The 24,008-nt window shown below is 39.5% G+C and carries 24 protein-coding genes; 18 read left to right on the forward strand and 6 right to left on the reverse strand.

Annotated elements, in window-relative coordinates:
* Position 1: 1 nt before the first annotated feature.
* The 5 genes from cyoB (at position 2) to ACNARN_RS04890 (ending at position 5,368) form a co-directional block, all read left to right on the forward strand.
* Positions 2–1,984 carry a cytochrome o ubiquinol oxidase subunit I gene (gene cyoB / locus ACNARN_RS04870; protein ID WP_416304207.1) on the forward strand — a complete coding sequence of 661 codons (1,983 nt, stop codon included), beginning with the start codon at positions 2–4 and terminating at the stop codon, positions 1,982–1,984.
* Positions 1,984–2,595 carry a cytochrome o ubiquinol oxidase subunit III gene (locus tag ACNARN_RS04875; RefSeq protein ID WP_036932890.1) on the forward strand — a complete coding sequence of 204 codons (612 nt, stop codon included), beginning with the start codon at positions 1,984–1,986 and terminating at the stop codon, positions 2,593–2,595. Before cyoB ends, ACNARN_RS04875 begins: the two co-directional genes overlap by 1 nt.
* Positions 2,595–2,927: a cytochrome o ubiquinol oxidase subunit IV gene (locus tag ACNARN_RS04880; protein ID WP_006535101.1), complete on the forward strand. Its 333-nt coding sequence runs from the start codon at positions 2,595–2,597 to the stop codon at positions 2,925–2,927. The genes ACNARN_RS04875 and ACNARN_RS04880 overlap by 1 nt, the downstream gene beginning before the upstream one ends.
* A gap of 11 nt (positions 2,928–2,938) precedes the next feature.
* Complete coding sequence (gene cyoE, locus ACNARN_RS04885) at positions 2,939–3,823, forward strand: heme o synthase (RefSeq protein WP_100159245.1); 885 nt, start codon at positions 2,939–2,941, stop codon at positions 3,821–3,823.
* Between the two features lie 174 nt (positions 3,824–3,997).
* Positions 3,998–5,368, forward strand: a complete 1,371-nt coding sequence (locus ACNARN_RS04890) for an MFS transporter (protein ID WP_198632092.1) — start codon at positions 3,998–4,000, stop codon at positions 5,366–5,368.
* Between the two features lie 71 nt (positions 5,369–5,439).
* Here ACNARN_RS04890 and ACNARN_RS04895 read toward each other — a convergent pair whose 3' ends face one another.
* Positions 5,440–5,931 carry a YajQ family cyclic di-GMP-binding protein gene (locus ACNARN_RS04895; protein WP_109371718.1) on the reverse strand — a complete coding sequence of 164 codons (492 nt, stop codon included), beginning with the start codon at positions 5,929–5,931 and terminating at the stop codon, positions 5,440–5,442.
* A gap of 225 nt (positions 5,932–6,156) precedes the next feature.
* Between ACNARN_RS04895 and panE the strand changes: the two genes are divergently transcribed.
* From panE to ACNARN_RS04910, 3 genes are all read left to right on the forward strand, one after another.
* Entirely contained in the window at positions 6,157–7,077 is a 921-nt protein-coding gene (gene panE, locus ACNARN_RS04900; protein WP_198619351.1) for a 2-dehydropantoate 2-reductase, read from the forward strand.
* On the forward strand, positions 7,046–7,663 hold the full coding sequence (gene yajL, locus ACNARN_RS04905; RefSeq protein ID WP_416304208.1) for a protein deglycase YajL: 618 nt from the start codon (positions 7,046–7,048) through the stop codon (positions 7,661–7,663). Before panE ends, yajL begins: the two co-directional genes overlap by 32 nt.
* A gap of 467 nt (positions 7,664–8,130) precedes the next feature.
* Complete coding sequence (locus tag ACNARN_RS04910; RefSeq protein ID WP_196569332.1) at positions 8,131–8,553, forward strand: phosphoribosyltransferase; 423 nt, start codon at positions 8,131–8,133, stop codon at positions 8,551–8,553.
* Between the two features lie 257 nt (positions 8,554–8,810).
* Here the strand turns inward: ACNARN_RS04910 and thiI are convergent, their stop codons facing one another.
* Positions 8,811–10,262 carry a tRNA uracil 4-sulfurtransferase ThiI gene (gene thiI / locus ACNARN_RS04915; RefSeq protein WP_109371728.1) on the reverse strand — a complete coding sequence of 484 codons (1,452 nt, stop codon included), beginning with the start codon at positions 10,260–10,262 and terminating at the stop codon, positions 8,811–8,813.
* Positions 10,263–10,463: 201 nt separating this feature from the next.
* Here thiI and xseB point away from each other — a divergent pair, with 201 nt between their 5' ends.
* The 10 genes from xseB (at position 10,464) to ACNARN_RS04965 (ending at position 20,509) form a co-directional block, all read left to right on the forward strand.
* Positions 10,464–10,727 carry an exodeoxyribonuclease VII small subunit gene (xseB, locus tag ACNARN_RS04920; RefSeq protein WP_023580876.1) on the forward strand — a complete coding sequence of 88 codons (264 nt, stop codon included), beginning with the start codon at positions 10,464–10,466 and terminating at the stop codon, positions 10,725–10,727.
* Positions 10,728–11,651 carry a (2E,6E)-farnesyl diphosphate synthase gene (gene ispA / locus ACNARN_RS04925; RefSeq protein WP_198619350.1) on the forward strand — a complete coding sequence of 308 codons (924 nt, stop codon included), beginning with the start codon at positions 10,728–10,730 and terminating at the stop codon, positions 11,649–11,651.
* 66 nt (positions 11,652–11,717) lie between these two features.
* Positions 11,718–13,583 carry a 1-deoxy-D-xylulose-5-phosphate synthase gene (gene dxs, locus ACNARN_RS04930; RefSeq protein WP_198619349.1) on the forward strand — a complete coding sequence of 622 codons (1,866 nt, stop codon included), beginning with the start codon at positions 11,718–11,720 and terminating at the stop codon, positions 13,581–13,583.
* A gap of 350 nt (positions 13,584–13,933) precedes the next feature.
* The gene (rbsD, locus tag ACNARN_RS04935) at positions 13,934–14,353 is read left to right on the forward strand and encodes a D-ribose pyranase (protein ID WP_198619348.1); all 420 of its coding nucleotides are present in this window, start codon (positions 13,934–13,936) and stop codon (positions 14,351–14,353) included.
* Positions 14,354–14,360: 7 nt separating this feature from the next.
* The gene (gene rbsA / locus ACNARN_RS04940) at positions 14,361–15,869 is read left to right on the forward strand and encodes a ribose ABC transporter ATP-binding protein RbsA (protein WP_198626001.1); all 1,509 of its coding nucleotides are present in this window, start codon (positions 14,361–14,363) and stop codon (positions 15,867–15,869) included.
* A gap of 1 nt (position 15,870) precedes the next feature.
* The gene (gene rbsC / locus ACNARN_RS04945) at positions 15,871–16,836 is read left to right on the forward strand and encodes a ribose ABC transporter permease (protein ID WP_069368591.1); all 966 of its coding nucleotides are present in this window, start codon (positions 15,871–15,873) and stop codon (positions 16,834–16,836) included.
* A gap of 42 nt (positions 16,837–16,878) precedes the next feature.
* A complete protein-coding gene (rbsB, locus tag ACNARN_RS04950) occupies positions 16,879–17,769 on the forward strand; it encodes a ribose ABC transporter substrate-binding protein RbsB (RefSeq protein ID WP_109371738.1) in 891 nt (296 codons plus the stop codon).
* 78 nt (positions 17,770–17,847) lie between these two features.
* Positions 17,848–18,774: a ribokinase gene (gene rbsK, locus ACNARN_RS04955; protein ID WP_198619346.1), complete on the forward strand. Its 927-nt coding sequence runs from the start codon at positions 17,848–17,850 to the stop codon at positions 18,772–18,774.
* 4 nt (positions 18,775–18,778) lie between these two features.
* The gene (rbsR, locus tag ACNARN_RS04960; RefSeq protein ID WP_198619345.1) at positions 18,779–19,786 is read left to right on the forward strand and encodes a ribose operon transcriptional repressor RbsR; all 1,008 of its coding nucleotides are present in this window, start codon (positions 18,779–18,781) and stop codon (positions 19,784–19,786) included.
* Positions 19,787–20,173: 387 nt separating this feature from the next.
* On the forward strand, positions 20,174–20,509 hold the full coding sequence (locus tag ACNARN_RS04965) for a zinc ribbon domain-containing protein YjdM (RefSeq protein WP_109371746.1): 336 nt from the start codon (positions 20,174–20,176) through the stop codon (positions 20,507–20,509).
* An 89-nt stretch (positions 20,510–20,598) separates the two neighbouring features.
* Here the strand turns inward: ACNARN_RS04965 and thiL are convergent, their stop codons facing one another.
* The 4 genes from thiL to ribD form a co-directional block, all read right to left on the reverse strand.
* The gene (thiL, locus tag ACNARN_RS04970) at positions 20,599–21,582 is read right to left on the reverse strand and encodes a thiamine-phosphate kinase (RefSeq protein ID WP_109371748.1); all 984 of its coding nucleotides are present in this window, start codon (positions 21,580–21,582) and stop codon (positions 20,599–20,601) included.
* A 103-nt stretch (positions 21,583–21,685) separates the two neighbouring features.
* On the reverse strand, positions 21,686–22,099 hold the full coding sequence (nusB, locus tag ACNARN_RS04975; RefSeq protein ID WP_006535124.1) for a transcription antitermination factor NusB: 414 nt from the start codon (positions 22,097–22,099) through the stop codon (positions 21,686–21,688).
* Positions 22,100–22,127: 28 nt separating this feature from the next.
* Positions 22,128–22,598: a 6,7-dimethyl-8-ribityllumazine synthase gene (gene ribE, locus ACNARN_RS04980; RefSeq protein ID WP_036932916.1), complete on the reverse strand. Its 471-nt coding sequence runs from the start codon at positions 22,596–22,598 to the stop codon at positions 22,128–22,130.
* Positions 22,599–22,811: 213 nt separating this feature from the next.
* Entirely contained in the window at positions 22,812–23,966 is a 1,155-nt protein-coding gene (ribD, locus tag ACNARN_RS04985) for a bifunctional diaminohydroxyphosphoribosylaminopyrimidine deaminase/5-amino-6-(5-phosphoribosylamino)uracil reductase RibD (protein ID WP_368927378.1), read from the reverse strand.
* Positions 23,967–24,008 lie beyond the last annotated feature (42 nt).

Genomic DNA, 24,008 nt, shown 5'->3' on the forward strand with positions numbered 1-24,008 from the left:
CATGTTCGGAAAATTAACTCTCGATGCAGTCCCGCTACATGAACCCATTATCGTAGTCACTTTACTCGGTATTGTTCTTGGTGGACTTGCTGTTGTTGGCGCTTTAACTTATTTCCGCAAATGGAAATGGTTATGGAGCGAATGGTTAACCAGCGTTGACCATAAAAAAATTGGTATTATGTATATCATTGTTGCAATGGTCATGATGTTCCGTGGCTTTGCCGATGCGATTATGATGAGAAGCCAACAAGCGCTTGCCTCCGCAGGTGAAGCTGGTTTCTTACCACCTCATCACTATGATCAGATTTTTACCGCACACGGCGTTATCATGATTTTCTTCATGGCAACACCTTTCGTTGTGGGTCTGATGAACCTTGTTGTACCTTTGCAAATTGGTGCTCGTGATGTGGCCTTCCCTTTCCTTAACTCACTGAGCTTCTGGTTCTTTGTAGTTGGTGTGGTACTAATCAACCTTTCTTTAGGTATTGGTGAATTCGCACAAACAGGTTGGTTAGCTTATCCACCACTTTCTGGCTTGGAGTATAACCCAGGAGTCGGGGTCGATTATTGGATATGGAGTTTACAGATATCCGGTATTGGTACGCTTCTAACGGGGGTTAACTTCTTCGCGACTATCCTGCGTATGCGTGCGCTGGGTATGAGCATGATGAAAATGCCAGTATTCTCTTGGGCAGCTTTATGTACTAACGTCCTAATTATTGCTGCATTCCCAATTTTAACAGTCACTATTACGCTGTTAACTTTAGACCGCTATCTTGGTACGCACTTCTTTACCAATGATATGGGCGGTAACATGATGATGTACATCAACCTTGTATGGGCTTGGGGTCATCCAGAAGTTTATATCCTCGTTCTGCCAGTATTTGGTGTGTTCTCTGAAGTTACAGCAACATTCTCTAAAAAACGGTTATTCGGTTATACCTCTTTAGTTGGTGCAACTGTCGTTATTACCGTGTTGTCATTTATCGTTTGGTTACACCACTTCTTTACCATGGGCTCTGGCGCCAACGTCAATGCCTTCTTCGGTATCGCCACGATGATCATCGCTATACCAACAGGGGTTAAAATCTTTAACTGGCTGTTTACGATGTATCAAGGTCGTATCGAATATAAAAGCCCAATGCTGTGGACTATCGGTTTCCTTATCACCTTCTCTGTTGGAGGAATGACTGGGGTTCTGTTAGCCGTTCCGGGTGCAAACTTCGTTTTACATAACAGCTTATTCTTAATCGCTCACTTCCATAACGTCATTATTGGTGGTGTAGTATTTGGTTGTTTCGCTGGTATGACTTACTGGTTCCCTAAAGCATTTGGTTTCACTCTGAATGAAAAATGGGGTATCCGTGCATTCTGGTTCTGGTTTATAGGCTTCTTTATGGCCTTTATGCCACTGTACATTCTTGGCTTTATGGGTATGACTCGTCGTTTAAGCCAAAATATCAATCCAGAATTTAACCCAATGCTGCTTGTTGCTGCTGGTGGTGCTGCACTGATTGCTATCGGTATCGCTTGCCAAGTTGTTCAAATCTACGTGAGTATCCGTGACCGTGATCAAAACCGTGATTTAACGGGTGATCCATGGGGTGGACGTACTCTGGAATGGTCAATTTCTTCACCTGCTCCGTTCTATAACTTTGCCGTTGAACCTAATGTTCAAACTCGTGATGAGTGGTGGGATCAGAAAGAAAAAGGCACAGCTTATCAGCGCCCTGCTAAATACGAACCTATCCATATGCCTAAAAATACAGGCGCGGGTGTGATTATTTCAGCATTTAGCTTAGTCCTTGGTTTTGCCATGATCTGGCATATCTGGTGGTTAGCTATCGTTGGTTTCGCTGGCATGATTGTCACTTGGATCGTGAAAAGCTTTGATACAGATGTGGATTACTATGTCCAAGTACCTGAAATTGAAGCTCTCGAGAATAAGCATTATGAAGAACTGAAAAAAGCAGGTGTGAAATAATGTCTACTCAAACTGTAAATAACACAAACGCCCATGAGCATCATGGGCACCACGATGCAGGAGCGACGAAAGTTTTCGGCTTCTGGATCTACCTAATGAGCGACCTTATCCTGTTTGCCAGCTTATTCGCCACTTATGCGGTGCTTGTTAACGGGATTGCGGATGGTCCTTCAGGTAAAGAGATTTTTAGCTTACCGTTTGTTTTAGTTGAAACCTTCTTACTGCTATTTAGTAGTATCACTTTTGGTTTCGCTATGCTGAGCATGAATAAAGGTAGCGTTAGCCAAGTTAATCTATGGTTATTTGTGACTTTCTTATTCGGCTTAGGTTTCGTCATCATGGAAGTTTACGAATTCCATGAGCTAATAGCAGAAGGTTATGGCCCAGATCGCAGTGCATTCTTATCTGCATTCTTTGCATTAGTTTCAACGCACGGTCTTCACGTAACTGCGGGTTTAATTTGGATTGTTATTATGATGATCCAAGTATCACGCCGTGGTTTAACTGAAGTTAACCGCACTCGTTTAAGCTGTTTAAGTCTGTTCTGGCACTTCCTTGACGTTGTCTGGATCTGTGTGTTCACCGTAGTTTATCTGATGGGAGCGATGTAATGAGTCATCCAAATACTTCTCCTTCAGGCGCAAGCCACGGCAGCATGAAGTCTTATCTGATCGGCTTTATTCTGTCTGTTATCCTCACCGTTATTCCATTTTGGATGGTGATGGAAGGAACAGCGACACCAGCAACAATTCTATGGACTGTTGTCGGTATGGCAGTTGTGCAAATTGTGGTTCACTTAGTCTGCTTCTTGCATATGAATACGTCATCAGAAGAGCGCTGGAACGTCGTCGCATTCCTGTTCACACTGCTTATTATCGGCATTGTTGTCGTAGGCTCGTTGTGGATTATGTACAACCTGAACATCAATATGATGATGGATTAAGAGTTGTCGCTATGATTAAGCAATACCTACAAGTCACCAAACCAGGAATTATTTTCGGAAATTTAATTTCTGTAATAGGTGGTTTTCTTCTCGCTTCTAAGGGTGAGATTGATTACTCCCTATTTTTCGCGACTCTACTTGGGGTGTCTCTGGTCGTTGCTTCTGGTTGTGTTTTTAACAACTACATTGACCGTGATATTGACCGTATCATGGAAAGAACGAAGAATCGTCCATTAGTTAAAGGATTAATTGACCCTCAAATTAGCCTGATTTATGCCTCAGTTTTAGGTATTGCAGGTGTTGTGCTGCTCTATGTAGCAGCCAACCCACTTGCAATGTTTATCGCTGTATTCGGTTTTATTATTTATGTTGGGGTTTATAGCCTCTATATGAAGCGTAAATCTGTTTATGGCACACTGATTGGAAGCTTATCTGGCTCTGCACCGCCTGTTATCGGTTATTGTGCCGTTAGCGGTGAATTTGATGCAGGCGCGGCAATCCTATTACTTATCTTTAGTTTGTGGCAAATGCCTCACTCTTATGCCATTGCTATTTTCCGTTTTAAAGACTACCAAGCTGCAAATATCCCTGTATTACCTGTGATTAAAGGGATCTCAGTAGCTAAACGTCATATCATTCTCTATATTCTGGCGTTTATGATTGCAACCTTAATGCTGACATTAGTCGGTTACGCGGGTTATAAATACCTGATTGTAGCTTCAGCCGTTAGTATTTGGTGGTTAGGCATGGCTTTATCTGGTTACAAAGCAACCAATGATATTGTGTGGGCACGAAAATTATTTATTTTCTCTATTGTCGCAATCACTTCATTAAGCGTAATGATGTCTGTTGATCCAACAAGCTCAACAGAAGCGGTTCTTGCGTATCTAAGATAATGTATTTACTAAAGTAACCCAAATACCAGTCAGCCTTCTGACTGGTATTTTTTTTATCTCTTTTATGACTTCACATAATATCAGTACAGTTTTGTCTTTTTTGTATCCCATTTATTGATTAACCTCACTAAGAAATGCCATTACAATGGGGATATCAGTAATACGAGGTAATCCATGAATGATAATAAAATGACCCCATTAGAGCGCAAAGCAACATGGGGACTAGGCACTGTTTTTTCTCTTCGCATGCTTGGCATGTTTATGGTACTCCCAGTTTTAACCACCTATGGGCTTCAACTACAACACGCAACAGAATCACTCATCGGATTAGCCATCGGTATTTATGGATTAACACAAGCGGTATTCCAAATTCCTTTTGGTATTTTCTCTGATAAATTCGGCCGAAAACCGATAATTGTTTTCGGCTTAATTATTTTTATTATTGGTAGTTTGATTGCAGCTCTCAGTGACAATATCTACGGCATTATTATTGGTAGGGCATTACAAGGAGCGGGAGCTATCTCAGCAGCAGTAATGGCTTTATTGTCTGATTTAACGCGGGAACAAAATAGAACAAAAGCAATGGCCTTTATTGGTATTAGCTTTGGGATAACGTTCGCTTTAGCCTTAGTTTTAGGACCTATTTTAACGCATATTTTCGGCTTACAAGGTCTTTTTTGGGGCATTGCCCTACTCGCCTTTGGTGGCATTATTATTACGCTTTTTACTGTACCGAACAGTGAACATCATATTCTTAATCGAGAATCTGGTTTTGTCCGTGGCAGTGTCAAAAAAGTCTTATTTGATGCACAACTTCTTAAGCTTAATACCGGTATTTTTTCTCTACATACTTTATTAATGGCAGCCTTTGTTGCGCTTCCTCTTGTCATGAGTGAAGCTGGCTTAGCAAAAGAGAAACATTGGATTGTTTATCTTGTCACTATGCTTATCGCCTTTATTACAGTATTGCCTTTTATTATCTATGCAGAAAAGAAACGAAAAATGAAACAAGTGTTCTTATTCTGTATTTTCTTACTGATTGTGGCTCAGGCAATTCTTATTATTTCAGGCTCTAGCTTGTGGTTAATTATTGCGGGTATTCAGGTCTTCTTTATTGGCTTTAATATTATGGAAGCCCTCCTTCCTTCATTAATCAGTAAAGAAGCGCCAGCAGGTTATAAAGGTACAGCTATGGGAATTTATTCCACCAGCCAATTTTTAGGTGTGGCATTGGGCGGAATTTTAGGCGGATGGCTTTACCAGCATTATAGTGCACAAATTGTATTTTTAGGCTGCTTAATGATTGGCATTATTTGGTTTTTCATTAGCCTAACATTACGCCAACCCTCTTATGTCAGTAGCTTACGCGTTGAATTACCTGAAAATCTATCTTCAAGCCAACAACAGCAACTACAACAATTATTTAAGCAACAACCAGGTGTTAATGAAGTTATGATTATGGCGGATGAACAGAGTGCTTATATCAAGGTTGATACTAAACAAACACCAAGAACAACATTAGAATCTTTAGTGTCTTCTGTTTAAATATCAATAAATCCAAATAAAAATGCGCTGTTTATTTCAGCGCATTTTTTTATGACTCAATGGATAAACAATTAGTCACGGAAGTTGTTAAATTGGAAAGGTTGCCCTAATTCACCTTCTCTTACTAATTTCATCACAGCTTGTAAGTCATCACGGGATTTACCTGTAACACGCACTTGCTCGCCTTGGATCTGGGCTTGTACTTTCAATTTACTATCTTTAATCAGCTTAACAATTTTCTTCGCTAATGCTGAATCAATACCTTGTTTTAAGGTGGCTTCTACGCTGTACATTTTTCCGCTGTGAGTCATCTCTTCAGGGATATTTAATACCGCACCATCAATCCCTCTTTTTGCCATTTTCTCACGCAGAATATCTAATAATTGTTGAACCTGAAATTCAGATACACTGGTCGTTTTCACTGACTCTGATTTTTCGTTTAATTCAAAGCTTGCTTCAACGTTACGAAAATCCCAACGAGTAGTCAGTTCACGTTGTGCGTTTTCCACCGCATTACGCACTTCATGTAAGTCAACTTCAGATACGATATCAAAAGATGGCATTCTTTCTTCCTCAATAAATAAATACAACCCGAATAATAGCTTCTTTTAGGGTTGCAAAAAAGCATTGCACATTCAATAACAAATTTATCCCTTTAATTTCCTCTTACAGTAAAGCGCAAACATACTTTAAACAGAGAAGTATAATCAATGTTATAATTTTAGCTAAATAGTCTAATGACCGTCAGTAGCCACCTTACGCTATTACGATTTGCAAAAAGAGGCACAATGAAAATTACCGTTTTAGGGTGTGGTTCGATTGGTAAACTTTGGGTTGCAGCTTTAACACGTCAATCTCATGAAGTACAAGGTTGGCTAAGAATACCTCAGCCTTTTTTAGACGTGAGTGTTGATAATATTAATGGCGAGCCTTTTTATCAGCGCATTATCGCTAATCAACTGGAATGGTTAAAACAGAGTGAATTATTAATTGTTTGCTTAAAATCTTGGCAAGTTTCAGATGCGGTTAATGCGCTATTGCCTTATCTTTCTGCACAATGTCCTATTTTATTAATTCATAATGGTATGGGTACTGCCGATGAATTAACAGCAACACAACACTCAGTCATCAGACCTATTTTACAAGGTATTATTACTCATGGTGCTTATCAACAAGGACAAGATGTTATTCATACCGCAACAGGAATAACACATATAGGTCCATTAAACCATGTAGCTCAACAATATAGCTATTTAGCAGAAACCTTGCATCATGCTTTACCCGATGTCGCTTGGCACAATGATATTCATACAATTAGTTGGCTAAAACTTGCTGTTAATTGTGTTATCAACCCTCTTACTGTTTATTATCAATGCCGTAATGGGGATTTATTGCGTTATCCTGAACATATTCAAAAAGTATGTGACGAAGTTTATCAAGTTATGGAACGTGAAGGCGTTATACCAACATCTCAAGCCCATCTTCATGGCTATATTATTGATACGATAGAACAAACGGCAAATAACTATTCCTCTATGTATCAAGATGTGAAATATCAACGCCATACAGAAATTGACTATATTACGGGTTATTTATTACGCCGAGCTTCAGAACAAGGGCTTGTATTGCCAGAAAATAACCACCTTTTTCAATTTATTAAACAACAGGAAGGCAATTATGACCATATCAGCGCTCATCTGCCTAGCTAATGGAAGTGAAGAAACTGAAGTCGTGACTACCGCAGATTTGCTGGTAAGGGCAGGTATTAATGTCGTGCTTGCAAGTGCAGAAGATGATGTTGATGAACTTATAATTACATGTTCACGAGGCATAAAACTTGTCGCAGATGCCCCCTTAGTTCGTGTTGTCGATCACCACTATGACGTTATTATTCTACCCGGTGGATTACAAGGTACTGAAACATTAAGAGACAGCCCTTTAGTCGTTGAGAAAGTACGCCGCATGCACAGTGAGAATAAGCTTGTTGCTGCGATTTGTGCAGCACCCGCAATGATCCTTGAATCTCATAATATTTTTCCCATCGGCAATATGACGGGTTTTCCTGCATTAAAAGATAAAATCTCATCGAAAAAATGGGTTGATTATCGCGTCTATTATGATGAAAGAGTTAACTTAATTACCAGCCAAGCTCCAGCAACATCTATCGATTTTGCACTAAAAATTATCGAACGCTTAAAAGGCAAAGAAGCTGCAGCAGATGTTGCCAAACAGCTTGTATTACCACCCGGTATTTATAATTATCAAGATGAATTTACAGGGTTTGGGGATAGGTAATTAATAAGAACCACTAAAAAGAATACTCTCTAGTGGTTCTCATTTTTATTGCTTTATTCAGATATTTTTTATATTTGCTCCATTTCTAACATGTTAATATTTAAAAAAGGAATAAATTTAACTATTTGAATAAGACATAAGGTTATAACACTCTGGGCATAGATATTTCTGAAAACAAAACTATTATTTTTAATGCTCACCACAATCGTAGAGTAATAACTTGTTCAGATAAAAACCCTAAAATTACCATAATAGGTAAAACACCAAGAATAACGATATTCAGTATTTATCAAAGAACTAAATTTGGTGATAACAACAGAGATGGTAATCCTTTAATATATTCATTAAAAGGTATATTTAACTATACAATAACAATAGATGAATTATATAAATTCAAACCCTCTTTTTTAACTATTCTAAATAAAATAAAATCTAAGATAATAAATCAAAATACTGTTTTTATCGTTATGCCATCATCTACAAAAGTCCCATATTTATTAGCAAGAAGAGTTTCTCGCCATTTTGGAACAGTATTATTTAGTGATGTATTTGTTAAATGTACGGTAGAAGAAGTAATTAATCGATTTTTAACTAAAGAATTAAATAAAAAATCATCTAACATAAAATCATTAAACAAAACTTTATCTGAATTGCAATCTTTACCACCTAATACTATTTTCACAATGAAAAAGATCCCTAATAAAATTAGACATTATTTTTCCCCTTGGAAAATAGATCCACAATTCAATATAAATAAATTATATAATTGTAATATTATTTTAATTGATGATTTACTCTCAACAGGCACAACATTAAAAGCAGCAACAATAGAATTAAATAAATTAGGGTTATCTTGCTCTACTGCGATCTGTCTTTTAAGTAATCTTTAATGATTGATATCCTTTTAATATTAATATAATCTTGAATGCTAGATAATATTTTCTGGCATAAAGAGCCAACATACGCCCTTGGCTCTATAAATATGAAGCATTTTGTAAGAAATGTGGGTTCGCGCAAGCACCGTAATGATGGTCAAGCAATAAGAGCAAAGTAATCATCTAGAGAATGGCAGCGACATTCCGCAATATAAACCCCAAAAGCCACTTTTCAGTGGCTTTTTTATTCGTAAGATCAAATCGTTAGCGTATTATTTTTTACGATATACTTTAACGTTTTCAAAACCTTGCTCACGCAAATACAGCGCTTGTAAGCGGCTCATCATTCCGCGATCACAATAAAGCAAATAAGTTTTGGCTTTATCTAAATCACCAAACTGGGTGCTTAATTTATAGAAAGGTAACTCTTTAACATCAACACCGTCTATCTTTAATGGCGAAGTTTCTTGCTCTTCAGGTGAGCGGATATCCAAAATAACATCGTTAGCACCAAATTCAGATACCATTTCAACTTCAGTAACTTGCTGTACGGTTTCTTCTGCAATACGACGAATATCCATATTCTTGGCGTTTTCAACAACGTTATCAAGAATAGAAAAATCAAACTTCTCTTCTTCCGCTTCGATCTTCGCTTTTACTGCTTTCACTGTTGGGCTTTTTGAAATAACACCACAAAATTCTGGCATTGTACGAGCAAAATCTTCTGTACCAATTTGGCGGGCGATATTGATAATGTTCTCTTTATCATGCGTGATAAGAGGGCGTAAAATTAACGTATCAGTCGCATTATCAATTAAACGTAAGTTAGTTAAAGTTTGGCTAGAAACTTGGCCTAATGCTTCACCCGTTACAATCGCTTGGACACCATAGCGTTCTGCAACACGGGATGCGGCACGTACCATCATACGTTTTAATACAACGCCCATTTGACCATCATCGACTTTTTCTAAGATTTCTGCGACAACAGGTTCAAAATCAACAGCAACGAAATGCACTTTATGTGAACGGCCAAAACGGTTCCATAAATAATGAGCAACTTGTTTAACGCCAATTTCGTGGGCAGAACCACCTAAGTTAAAGAAACAATAGTGAACTCGGCTACCACGACGCATTAACATATAGCTTGATACACCTGAATCATAACCACCAGAGATCAGTGATAAAACATCTTCCTGTGTACCAATTGGAAAACCTCCAATACCTTCATAGCGCGCATTCACTAAAATAAGTTTGTCATCTTCAATTTCTAAATTAATGGTGACATCTGGACGCGTTAATTTCACTTTTGCGCTTTCAACGTGTTGGTTAAAACCACCACCAACATAACGCTCAACTTCATTTGAAGTAAAACTGTGCTTACCACGACGTTTGGCACGAACACAAAATGTTTTGTTTTCAACTAAATGCTTAAATGCCGCAAAAGTTTGCTCAAAAATATTGTGTAAATCAGTATACGGATGCTCTTCTACTTGTAAAAAGTGATGAATACCAGGAATACGTGTTAATGCATCACATACCGCTTCACTTTTGCTTTCATCTTTACTCACAACAACAATGTTATCCCAATTGCGGACAACTGTGATTTCATCACCTAATGTATTAAGTACATTACGAATATTGCTAGTGAGAATTTTGATAAAACGTATACGAACAGATTGGCTTTTGATCGTAATTTCGGGGAATAATTTAATAATAAACTTCATAGTCAATGGTCATAGGTTATTAAGTAGAAACATAAACTACAGTGATGTTAATTGACTGGAGTTTATAAAAGTCACAAAGTATATCACCAATATTTAGGGCTCACCCGCAAAAATCATCGACTGAATAAGAAATTTTCTTCTCACTTGTAGTAAGATGATCGCTATTATTCAGCGCTAACATGCTTTATTATCAAAAATATTATGGCTAAGAAAACGACACCAATTAACGAAGACATCGCACAAGCACCAAGTTTCGAAGCATCTATGCAAGAACTTGAGCAAATCGTAAACCGTTTAGAATCCGGTGAACTCCCTTTAGAAGAAGCGCTTAATGAGTTTGAACATGGCGTTCGTCTAGCCCGTGTTGGACAAAAAACATTACAAGACGCTGAACAGCGTGTTCGTATTCTTCTAAAAGAAGACGATAATGCAACTCCTGATGATTTTATCCAAGAGGCAGAATAATTGAGTAACGCAACTTCAAGTACGGATGCGTTCCGTCAGAAATTAGATTCCGCCCACCAGCGTGTTGATCATGCATTAAACCAAGCGCTATCCGCTTTACCATTCACTGACATGCCTCTAGGTAAAGCCATGCATTATGGTGCTCTTTTAGGTGGAAAGCGCTTACGTCCTTTCCTTGTTTATGCAGTGGGTGAAATGTTTAAAGTCCCCGCACTTAACCTTGATGCACCAGCCGCCGCAGTGGAATGTATTCACGCTTATTCTCTCATTCATGATGATTTGCCTGCGATGGATGATGATGATTTACGTCGTGGTAAGCCTACATGTCATATTGAATTTGGCGAAGCCAACGCAATTTTAGCGGGTGATGCATTACAAACACTCGCCTTTGAGATCTTAGCAAAAAATCCAATGCCTGATGTTGCAATGGCTGATCGTGTTGCAATGATTTCTGAATTAGCAACAGCCAGCGGGCTTGCAGGTATGTGTGGCGGTCAGGCACTTGATCTTGAAGCCGAAGATAAATCGATTGACCTCGCATCTCTTGAAAAAATCCATTTACACAAAACAGGTGCATTAATTCGTGCAGCTGTTCGCTTAGGCGCATTTAGTGCTGGCTCAAAAGGCCATGATGTATTACCCGCACTAGATAAATATGCCCACTCTATTGGCCTTGCATTTCAAGTACAAGATGACATTTTAGATGTCATTGGCAGTACGGAAGAAACTGGGAAACGTCAAGGTAGCGACCAAGAGTCAGGAAAAAGCACGTATCCAGCCCTCCTTGGATTAGAGCAAGCTCAAAAGAAAGCACAGGAATTGTATAACGAAGCACTGGATGCCTTAGCGTTTCTTGAGCAATACGAGTACGATACAACCACGCTTAAACAATTAGCGAGTTTTATCGTCGAACGGAAAAACTAATAAAAAATAAAGAGAGCAGCTTACCTGTTCTTTCCCTATTACAAGTGATTAATTAATAGGCATCACATGAGCATTGATATCGAAAAATATCCCACATTGGCGTTGGTTGAAACACCAGAAGATTTGCGCCTATTACCAAAAGAGAGTTTACCTAAACTCTGTGATGAGCTAAGGCTATTTCTTCTTAACAGTGTCAGCCGCTCAAGTGGTCACTTCGCCTCAGGTTTAGGTGCTATTGAGTTAACGGTTGCTCTTCATTACGTCTATAAAACCCCTTTTGATAACCTGATTTGGGATGTTGGTCATCAGGCCTATCCTCATAAGATCTTAACGGGTCGCCGTGACCGCATTGATACTATCCGTCAAAAGAATGGGTTACACCCCTTCCCTTGGCGAGAAGAGAGTGAATACGACAAACTTTGTGTCGGTCACTCTTCAACCTCTATCAGTGCAGGTTTAGGTATGGCTGTCGCCGCTGAACAAGAAAAGCTGAACAGAAAAACAGTTTGTGTGATCGGTGATGGGGCAATTACTGCGGGTATGGCTTTTGAAGCAATGAATCACGCAGGAGATATTGAACCAGATATGCTCGTTGTACTTAATGACAATGAGATGTCGATTTCAGAAAACGTTGGTGCATTGAATAATCACCTTGCGCAATTGTTATCTGGCAAACTGTATACCACCTTGCGTGAAGGTGGAAAAAAAGTCTTTTCAGGTATTCCACCCATTAAAGAATTACTTAAAAAGACAGAGGAACATATCAAAGGCATGGTTGTCCCAGGCACCATGTTTGAAGAGTTGGGCTTCAACTATATCGGTCCTGTTGATGGCCACGATGTTATTGCATTAGTACAGACATTAACTAACATGCGTGATCTAAAAGGCCCTCAGCTTCTGCATATTATGACTAAAAAAGGTCGTGGATATGCGCCTGCTGAGCGTGATCCAATTAGCTGGCACGCAGTCCCTAAATTTGATCCTCAAACTGGGACATTACCTAAAAGCCCTAATGCACGACCTACATTTTCCAAAATTTTTGGTGACTGGTTATGTGAAGAAGCCTCAACCGATCCAAAACTCATGGCAATTACCCCAGCTATGCGTGAAGGCTCGGGTATGGTGCGTTTCTCAAAGGAATACCCTTCACAATACTTTGATGTTGCGATCGCAGAACAACATGCCGTTACCTTTGCAGCAGGTTTAGCAATTGGGGGTTATAAGCCGATTGTTGCTATCTACTCAACATTCTTACAACGCGCTTACGACCAAGTGATCCACGACATTGCCATTCAAAAACTGCCTGTTTTATTTGCTATTGATCGTGGTGGTATTGTGGGAGCAGATGGTCAAACTCACCAAGGTGCTTTTGACCTCTCATTCTTACGCTGCATTCCTAATATGGTCATTATGGCGCCAAGTGATGAAAATGAGTGTCGCCAAATGCTTCACACAGGTTATCACTATCAAGATGGTCCTGTTGCCGTACGCTATCCAAGAGGCTCTAGTGTTGGTGCACAATTGCAACCACTTAGTCCACTACCTATGGGTAAAGGTATTATTCGTCGCCAAGGCAAAGGTATTGCGATTTTAAACTTTGGTACATTACTACCAGAAGCGTTAGAAGTTGCTGAAAAACTTGATGCAACTGTGGCTGATATGCGTTTTATCAAGCCTCTTGATAAATCACTTATCCTTTCTCTGGCTGAACAGCATGATATGTTGGTAACGCTAGAAGAAAATGCCATTATGGGTGGTGCTGGCAGTGGCGTAAACGAGTTACTCATGCAAGAACGTTGCTTAATACCTGTCCTAAACTTAGGTATACCTGATCTGTTTGTACCACAAGGTGGACAAGAAGAGATCAGATCTGACTTAGGATTAGATGCAGAAGGTATTGAGAAATCAATTAAGGCTTATCAAGCTAACTAATTGAATTAAAATGATTAAAAAACCTCTCCTAATTAACCACAGGAGAGGTTAATGTATTTCTAGGCTGTGATTTATCTACTTTTATCATACTGGTTTACATTTCCACACCCCATATTGTCGCCCTTATTACAACCTTGTCCATCATCACATTTTTATGAAATTCACTGAAAATAACCTCTTTCCTTCTTGAATCCATTCAGCGTTAATTTATTCAATCAGTTAGATTTTTCTTTCTTTTTGTTTGCCAACGAAACGTTTCGATCACGCTCACAATATGAATAAATCAAACTTGTTTTCCCACCTTTCTTTTCTACTATGTAGACAGCGAAACGTTTCGCTGAGGAGGAAACATGAAAAAAGGTGTATTACTTAATAGTCCTATTTCGAGTGTAATTTCACGTTTAGGACACACTGACAAAATCACTATTGCAGATGCTGGATTACCAATTCCCTCCTCTGTTGAACGAATTGATCTTGCTCTCACTCAAGATATTCCTGACTTTATGTCAGTCTTACAAACCGTTACCCATGAAATGCAAATCGAAGCGGTGATGCTGGCGGAAGAAATTAAAACCATCAATCCCTCTCTGTTTAATGAAATCCTCTCTTATCTCAATTTATTAGAACAAGAGCAGAAGAAACCTATTCAAATAATGTATGTTTCACATGAAGCATTCAAAAAGCAACTTACTGAAAATAAAGCTGTTATTAGAACCGGTGAATGTACGCCTTATGCCAATATTGTGTTGTTTTCTGGTGTGACTTTTTGAGGGCAATATGGAACCTTTACTTGAACTTAAAGATATTGATAAGTCATTCCCTGGTGTAAAAGCACTATCAGGTGCCACACTTCGAATTTATCCCGGTAGAGTAATGGCACTCGTAGGTGAAAACGGGGCAGGCAAATCAACACTAATGAAAGTGCTGACTGGGATCTATAAAAAAGATGCGGGTGAAGTCATTTATCAAGGCAAAAGCTGTGCTTTCAATGGTCCCAAATCTTCCCAAGAAGCAGGAATAGGCATTATTCACCAAGAGCTTAACCTTATTCCAGAATTAACCATCGCAGAAAATATCTTCTTAGGTCGTGAGTTTACTCGTGCTTTTGGCGCTATCGATTGGAAGAAAATGTATGCAGAGGCTGATAAGTTATTAGCCCGATTAAACCTTGCTTACAGTAGTCACCGTTTAGTGTCTGAATTATCGATTGGTGATCAGCAAATGGTAGAAATCGCCAAGGTTCTTAGCTTTGGCTCAAAAGTCATCATCATGGATGAGCCAACAGATGCGTTAACCGATACTGAAACCGAATCTCTATTTAGCGTTATTCGTGAACTAAGAGATCAAGGTTGTGGCATTGTTTATATCTCACATCGTCTAAAAGAGATCTTTGAGATTTGTGATGACGTGACTGTACTGCGAGACGGCCAGTTTATTGGTGAAAAACCTGTCGCCTCATTAAAAGAAGACACTCTGATTGAAATGATGGTGGGGCGTAAGTTAGAAGACCAATACCCTCGTATTAATATCCCTCAAGGAAAAACCAAACTTAACGTCATTAACCTCAGTGGCGAAGATGTTCATGATGTCAGTTTCTCATTACATGAAAGCGAAATTCTGGGCATTTCTGGATTAATGGGCGCGGGTCGTACTGAGTTAATGAAAATTATCTACGGCGCATTACCTAAAACCAATGGCACTGTTGAATTAGATGGTAAACCCTGCCAAATCAAAAAGCCGGTTGAAGGATTGGAACAAGGCATTGTTTACATTTCTGAAGATAGAAAGCGTGATGGTTTAGTGCTTGGCATGTCGGTAAAAGAAAATATGTCTCTGACAGCCCTTCGCTATTTTAGCCGCGGTATGGGTGTGCTTAATCATAAAGAAGAGCAACTCACTGTCGGTGATTTTATTAAATTATTCAATATAAAAACCCCTTCAATGGATCAAACGATTGGCTTTTTATCTGGGGGAAATCAACAAAAAGTGGCTATCGCAAGAGGCCTAATGACTCGCCCTAAAGTGCTTATTCTTGATGAACCCACTCGTGGCGTTGATGTGGGCGCTAAAAAAGAAATTTATCAGCTAATTAATAAATTTAAACAAGAAGGATTAAGCATCATTTTAATTTCTTCTGAAATGCCTGAGGTAATGGGAATGAGTGACCGTATTCTGGTTATGCATGAAGGTCGTATTAGTGGTGAGTTTTCCGCTCACAATGTCACACAAGAAATGCTAATGGCAGCGGCTGTTGGTAAACAATATGACGCTAAAGTAGGAGTTTGATATGAGCACGAATTCAATTCCAGCGTCAAAACGTTGGTTCTCAAAAGCTTGGCTATTAGAGCAAAAATCGCTGATTGCATTGCTACTTCTGATTGTTGTGGTTTCCACACTCAGCCCTAATTTTTTTACCTTAAACAATATTTTCAACATTCTCCAACAAACATCGGTTAACGCCATTATGGCGGTTGGAATGACGCTAGTTATTTTAACATCTGGTATCGACTTATCTGTTGGTTCATTGCTTGCATTAACAGGTGCCGTTGCCGCTTCTATGGTTGGTGCGGATGTTAATGCGCTTGTTGCTGTTGTTGGCGCATTGGCATTAGGTGCCGCTATTGGTGGTGTAACAGGAATTATCGTTGCTAAAGGTAAAGTTCAAGCCTTTATTGCTACGTTAGTCATGATGTTATTACTGCGCGGTGTTACTCGCGTCTATACCGACGGTAGCCCTATTAATACCGGATTTAGTGATAATGCCGATCTGTTTAGTTGGTTTGGTATTGGTCGCCCATTTGGCATTCCAACGCCAATTTGGCTCATGATGATTGTCTTTTTGAGTGCATGGTATTTATTACATCATACCCGTTTAGGTCGCTATATCTATGCACTAGGGGGTAATGAATCTGCCACTCGCTTATCGGGTATTAGCGTCGATAAAATCAAAATCATCGTTTATTCATTATGTGGTTTATTAGCCGCCCTTGCGAGTGTCATTGAAGTTGCTCGACTTTCATCAGCACAACCAATGGCAGGTAATGGTTATGAGCTAGATGCGATTGCTGCCGTTGTTCTCGGTGGTACCAGTCTTGCAGGCGGTAAAGGTCGTATTATCGGTACATTAATTGGTGCACTTATTCTAGGATTCTTAAATAATGCACTGAATTTATTAGGAATATCATCAAACTATCAAATGATAGTAAAAGCGGTGGTCATCTTACTTGCTGTTTTAGTAGATAACAAAAAATAACTCTCTATTCTCTTAATCCGAACCCCGACAGGAACTTATATTATGAAACTTAAAAAAATGGCAACACTTCTTTCTGTTGTTGCATTAAGCGCCACAATCAGCGCTAACGCATTGGCAAAAGAATCAATCGCGCTTGTTATCTCAACACTAAACAACCCTTTCTTTGTCACAATGAAAGACAGTGCACAGAAAGAGGCAAATAGATTAGGTTACGACCTTGTTGTTCTAGATTCTATGGACAACCCAGCGAAAGAGCTTGCTAACGTGCAAGATCTCACCGTAAAAGGTACACGTTTAATGCTTATTAATCCGACAGATTCAGATGCTGTGGGGAATGCAGTTATTTTAGCCAATAAAGCTAAAATCCCAGTTATCACCTTAGATCGTGTTGCAAACAAAGGTGAAGTCGTCAGCCACGTTGCTTCAGATAATCGCCTTGGCGGTAAAATGGCAGGTGATTATATTGCTGAAAAAGTCGCTAATGACGCCAAAGTCATTCAACTAGAAGGGATCACAGGAACATCTGCATCTCGTGAACGTGGTGAAGGTTTTAAACAAGCCGTTGATGCCCATAAACTGAATGTACTTGCAAGCCAACCCGCTGATTTTGACCGCACCAAAGGTCTTAACGTGATGCAAAATCTGTTAACTGCGTATCCTGCTGTTCAAGCTGTTTTTGCACAAAATGATGAAATGGCATTAGGTGCATTACGTGCATTACAAACTGCTGGTCGTACCGATGTATTAGTGATTGGTTTCGATGGTACAGATGATGGGATCAAAGCGGTAAACCGTGGCATGTTAGGTGCAACCATTGCTCAACGCCCAGATCAAATTGGTATTATCGGCATTCAAACTGCAGATAAAATTCTCAAAGGCGAGAAAGTGGATGCAACAATCCCTGTCGAGCTTGAGTTAGTTATAAAAAAATAACAACAACAAATACCACGGAGTGATATTGCTCCGTGGTGGCTTTAATCATTAAAACACGTTTTCACAAGGATAAAGGCTATGACGACACCTCGCCTTGCTGTTCTAGGTAGCATCAATGTTGACCACATTATGAATATTTCACAATTTCCAAAACCTGGTGAAACCATTATTGGTCATCAATACAAAATAGCCTTTGGTGGTAAAGGTGCAAATCAAGCTGTCGCTTGCGGTCGTAGTGGCGCCGATATTACCTTTATTGCTTGTGTCGGTGATGATGCAATTGGTAGTGAAATCATAGCTCAACTGAAAACAGATAATATTCATATTGATGCAATTAGTATTATTCCGCAGATACCAACAGGTGTCGCGATGATCCTTGTTAATGAACAAGGTGAAAACGTAATTAGCATCGTTGCAGGTGCGAATGGCGCACTAACGCCAACACATTTTCAGCAATATCATCATGTTGTTGAGCATGCTGATGCCTTACTGATGCAATTAGAATCACCATTAGAGACAGTCTTTGAAGCAGCAAAACTGGCAAAGTCACATCACACGAAAGTTATTTTAAATCCTGCTCCAGCAGTGCCTCTATCTGATGAATTTCTGAGTTTTATTGATGTTATCACTCCAAATGAGACGGAAGCCGAAATATTAACAGGCGTTTCTGTGCATGATGAAGCTGGTGCAGCAAAAGCTGCTGAAATCTTACATCGTAAAGGTATCAAACAAGTGCTTATCACTTTGGGTAGCCGTGGCGTATGGTTTAGTGAACAAGGAAAAGGCATGATAATTCCCGGTTTTCGTGTCGAAGCAGTTGATACCATTGCCGCAGGTGATACATTTAACGGTGCATTTGTCACTGCAATATTAGAAGGGAAACCTTCCGTTGAGGCTATCCGTTTTGCTCACGCAGCAGCTGCAATTGCAGTTACACGTCATGGTGCGCAATCTTCAGTTCCTTGGCGTCATGAAATCGAATCATTTTTAGCAGAGCGAGCATAGTACTTTGGCAACAATGAAAGATGTCGCCCGTTTGGCGGGCGTTTCGACATCAACTGTTTCTCACGTTATCAATAACAACCGTTATGTTAGCGAAGGTATTCGTAAAAAGGTTAACGACGCTATCGAAACCTTAAATTACGCGCCTTCTGCTTTAGCGCGTAGTTTAAAAATGAACTGTACTCACACTATCGGTATGTTAGTCACAGCCAGTAGTAACCCGTTCTATGCAGAAGTTGTGCGCGGTGTTGAACGCAGTTGTTATGAAAAAGGCTATAGCCTTATTTTGTGTAACACCGAAGGGGATTACGAGCGCATGGATAGCAGCCTTGAAACCTTGCTGCAAAAACGTGTTGATGGCTTATTATTGATGTCAACAGAAGCCAGAGCGCCCTCTCATGAAGTGCTAAACCGTTATCCTCGTTTACCGATGGTGATGATGGATTGGTCCCCGTTTGAATATGGGGGAGATATTATTCAAGATAACTCTCTGCTCGGGGGAGAAATCGCAACCAATTATCTGATTGAAAAAGGCTTTACTGAAATTGCATGTATCGCAGGCCCACAAGATAAGCTTCCTGCAAAACATCGTTTGCAAGGTTATTATAATGCGATGCAAAAAGCAGGATTAGCTATTCGAAACGAGTTTGTGTTAACCAGTGATTTTGAATTTGCAGGTGGATTTAACGCAATGCAAAAATTACTCTCACTTTCTGTCTTACCACAAGCTGTTTTTACCTGTAATGACGCGATGGCTGTTGGCGCTTATCAAGCCATTTACCAAAAAGGTTTGCGTGTACCTGATGATATTTCCGTCATGGGTTATGACGATATCGACCTAGCCTCTTATATGATCCCACCGCTTTCGACTATTCACCAACCTAAAGATGAATTGGGAAAACTCGCTGTCAGCCAATTATTGCATCGTATGGAAAACATTGATGCCGATGATAATGTTCTGGTGCTTACCCCCAAACTTATAGAGCGTGGTTCGGTGATAGATTTCATAAAATAACAACAAGAAAGTTAGCACTATTATTACTGATGCTCTCTTTTAAGATGAGGGCATTTATTTCTAGTTATATTTATAAAATTAAAGATTTAAAATCAACTAGTTAAATAATTTTTAAAACTATGTCTATTTATCTTTATTTCCTATTGAACCCTCTATATTTTAGCTACTTTCCCTCGTTATTTACGCCATAGACCATGAAGGATGCAAATTTCCATCAAATCTATTATACTATTGCCCTTTCGCATTATCTGATGCAGCGCCATTTAGGGTATTGCTTTAGAATTTTCATGCTTCAATGATAATGTGTCCTTTAATTTATGGGGCAAGTGTTATCCTCATTTTGACGATTAATCACTTCCCATTTTGATAAAATTTGAGAGTATTATTATGTCATTACCTTCTTGTCCTAAGTGCAATTCAGAATACACCTATGAAGATGGTGCAATGTATGTGTGCCCTGAATGTGCTCATGAGTGGAACGATGCTGAGCCTGTTGCTGAAAGTGATGAATTGATTGTTAAAGACGCTAACGGTAACTTATTAGCTGATGGCGATTCAGTGACTGTGATTAAAGATCTCAAAGTCAAAGGTAGCTCAACCATGCTGAAAATTGGTACTAAAGTAAAAGGTATTCGTTTAGTGGAAGGCGACCATAATATTGATTGTAAAATTGATGGCTTTGGACCAATGAAGTTAAAATCTGAATTTGTGAAGAAAAACTAAGATAAATTAATAATACCTTTATTAATTCATTCAGATATTATCAGCATTCTCAAAGGCGCTTATTAAGCGCCTTTTTGTTTCAGTAAACCTTACTCGTTACTCTCACTAAAGTGATCAAAGCCTTTAAGATTAGGGTAAACATCTTCACCATTTCGTAAATAACGAATGCCTTCGCTAATCGGCATAATTTGACCAATACAATGAAAATCTGCACCTGTATGCGCTAATGCGATCTCTAAAGCACCACGATTGATTTCTGGTACTGTAAAGCAAAGCTCGTAATCTTCACCACCACTCAATGCCCAGATCTCCGCTTGTTCTTCACTCACTTCTGCTTTCATTGCAGGCGAATAAGGTAATGCATCTAAATTTAAGCGCGCACCACAACCACTTGCAGTAAGAATATGATCCAAGTCTGAAATCAGCCCATCAGAAATATCAATCGCAGATGTCGCTAAATGGCGCAATGCTTGACCTTGCAGTAAACGAGGTTGAGGACGCAAATGCCTTGCAACAAAATAGTCACTATGCTCTTTTTCTGTCGGCTGTAATCTATTTTGTAATACAGCAAGCCCTGCCGCGCTATCACCTAAAAAACCCGTAACATAGATCCAATCGCCAATTTTAGCGCCAGAACGAAGTAATGCGGTTCCTTGTGGAACAAGCCCTTGTATTGTGATTGTTAAGCTCAAAGGACCACGAGTAGTATCACCTCCGATTAGCTGGATTGCATAATAATCAGCTAATGCAAAGAAGGAGCGGCTGAATGCCTCGAGCCATTCACTATTTGTATCAGGAAGTGTCAAAGCTAATGAAGCCCAAGAAGGATCTGCACCAACGGCAGCTAAGTCACTAATATTTACAGCCAGTGCTTTATACGCTAAATCTTCAGGTGAGATAGAAGGAAGGAAGTGAATACCACTCACTAAAGTATCGGTGCTAATAGCAACTTGTTGCTTTTCAGGTACCGTTAATATTGCGCAGTCATCTCCAATTCCTGTACTCACATCTTTTCGTTTTACAGGCTGTGAAGTGAAATATTGCTTAATAAGGGAGAATTCACCACAAGGCATTATCTATTTCCTATTTAGCTGTGCATACTAAATGAGTTTTATTAAACAAAAGGCCGGAAATACCGGCCTTGAATTATTTACCATAGAGGAAACGTGAAAAACGTTATTTTTTACGTACAGTTGGTGCAGCTTTATCAAGCACGCCATTAACAAATTTATGGCTATCGTCAGCACCAAATACCTTAGCCAGTTCAATCGCTTCGTTAATCGCAACTTTGTAAGGAACATCTTCACGGAAGCTAAGTTCAAACATTGCTAAACGTAAAATTGCTTTTTCAACTTGACCTAATTCTTCAAGTTGACGGGATAAATAAGGTTCCATCGCCTTATCTAAACGTGTTGCATTAATGGCAACACCCACTAAAAGCTCACGAAAATAAGCAATATCTACACCTTGGGTATCCTGCTCGGATAAAAACTCCAATTCCACATCCGCGATGTCATTTCCGGATAATTGCCATGAGTAGATAGCTTGAACAGCACACTCACGAGCACGACGACGAGCAGCAGGTTTCACAAAATTCCCCTTAAGTTAAAACAGATGATTAGCCTTTTATGGCTTTAAGTACATTGATCATTTCAAGTGCTGTCATTGCCGCTTCAGCACCTTTGTTGCCCGCTTTAGTTCCAGCGCGTTCAATAGCCTGTTCAATATTTTCAGTGGTTAAAACACCAAAAGTCACAGGGATCTCACTTTGCATCGCAACTTGAGATAAACCAGAACTACATTCGCCAGCAACGTATTCAAAATGTGCGGTTCCACCACGGATAACAGTACCTAATGCGATAACTGCATCGTATTTGTCGCTTTCGGCTAATGCTTTAACCGTTAATGGCAACTCATAAGCGCCTGGAACCCAAACGACGGTAATATTTTCAGAGGAAACTTGTCCAATGCGTTCTAATGCATCAACCGCACCTTCTAATAGGCTGTCATTGATGAAGTTATTAAAACGGGCAATTGCAATTGCTACGCGTGCATTTGGCGCCGCGACAACACCTTTGATTACGTTCATAGGTTACTTTTTTCTCCTATCCGCGGGGGCGCGGATTTTATCATATTCTTTCCCTTACTGCGCTCTGTTTTATTATTACACAGTAAAGGAGCCAAAAACCCTTGATAAATCAAGGTATTTAGTTGGCTGATAACGATGTCGTAACGACAGGAAATAACACACACGGCGCCATTTTACTACAAATAGCGCCGTAGACACACTTATTTGCGTCTATTAATAACGAGGTTTTAAACAAACTCTGATATCAGAGCCAATTTGTTGAAGAGAATCTACTGTAAATTCAGGTGCTTCTGATAATGACGATAGTGGAGAAAGTGTAAATAATCCACGCGCATCATTGCCTAAAATTTTAGGAGCAATATAAATAATAAGCTCATCAACAAGCCCAGCCTCTAATAATGCGCCAGCAAAATGAGCCCCACTTTCAACCCATACAGTATTGATATTGCGTTTACCCAATTGCATCATTAATAAAACTAAATCCACACCGCTGTTTTTGCCATTCGTTGGTAATAGGATTTCTGATACATTCCCCTGCCAGTCACTTGGGTGTGATTTTGTACGCGCCAACCAGCATTCGCCTTCAATTTGAGTGATTTTATGATCTTCAGTCACTCTATTTTGGCTATCAGCCACAATACGAATAGGTTGGCGTAATGTTTCTTCCGGATAAATGGCTTTTATCTCATCTGAAAGCTCATCCCAACGTACATTCATAGAAGGGTTGTCAGCAAGCACGGTTGCACTTGTCGTTAAAATAGCGCTAGCTTGAGCTCGGAAATTTTGTACATCCCGACGAGATGCTTTAGAGGTTATCCATTGGCTTTCACCTGATGCTAATGCCGTTTTACCATCTAAAGATGCGCCCATTTTGAGCTGAATATAAGGAAAACCCGTTCTCATGCGTTTAAAAAAGCCAACGTTAAGTTTTTCAGCTTCTTGCATTAAAACACCATGAGAAACATCGACTCCTGCTGTTAATAACTTATGTAAGCCTCGTCCAGCAACTTGAGGATTCGGATCTTGCATCGCAGCAACAACGCGTTTTATACCTGCATTAATCAAAGCATCAGCACAAGGCGGTGTTTTACCAAAATGGCTACAAGGCTCAAGAGTGACATAAGCTGTTGCCCCTTTTGCTTTATCTCCTGCCATTTTTAATGCATTGACTTCAGCATGAGGGCCACCTGCGTGATGGTGATAACCTTCACCAATAATCTCACCCTCTTTTACAATCACACACCCCACATTAGGATTAGGCGATGTTGTAAAACGACCTAATGCTGCAAGCTCAATAGCTCGACGCATGTAGTGTTCATCCTGCAGGCTTTCATTTTCACTTGGATTGTCGCTGTTGTTATTTATCATAATAATTACATGTAATTTTATTATTTATCGTTATTTTTCAAA

The sequence above is a fragment of the Proteus sp. TSJ240517 genome (assembly GCF_047921575.1).
GTDB lineage: Bacteria > Pseudomonadota > Gammaproteobacteria > Enterobacterales > Enterobacteriaceae > Proteus.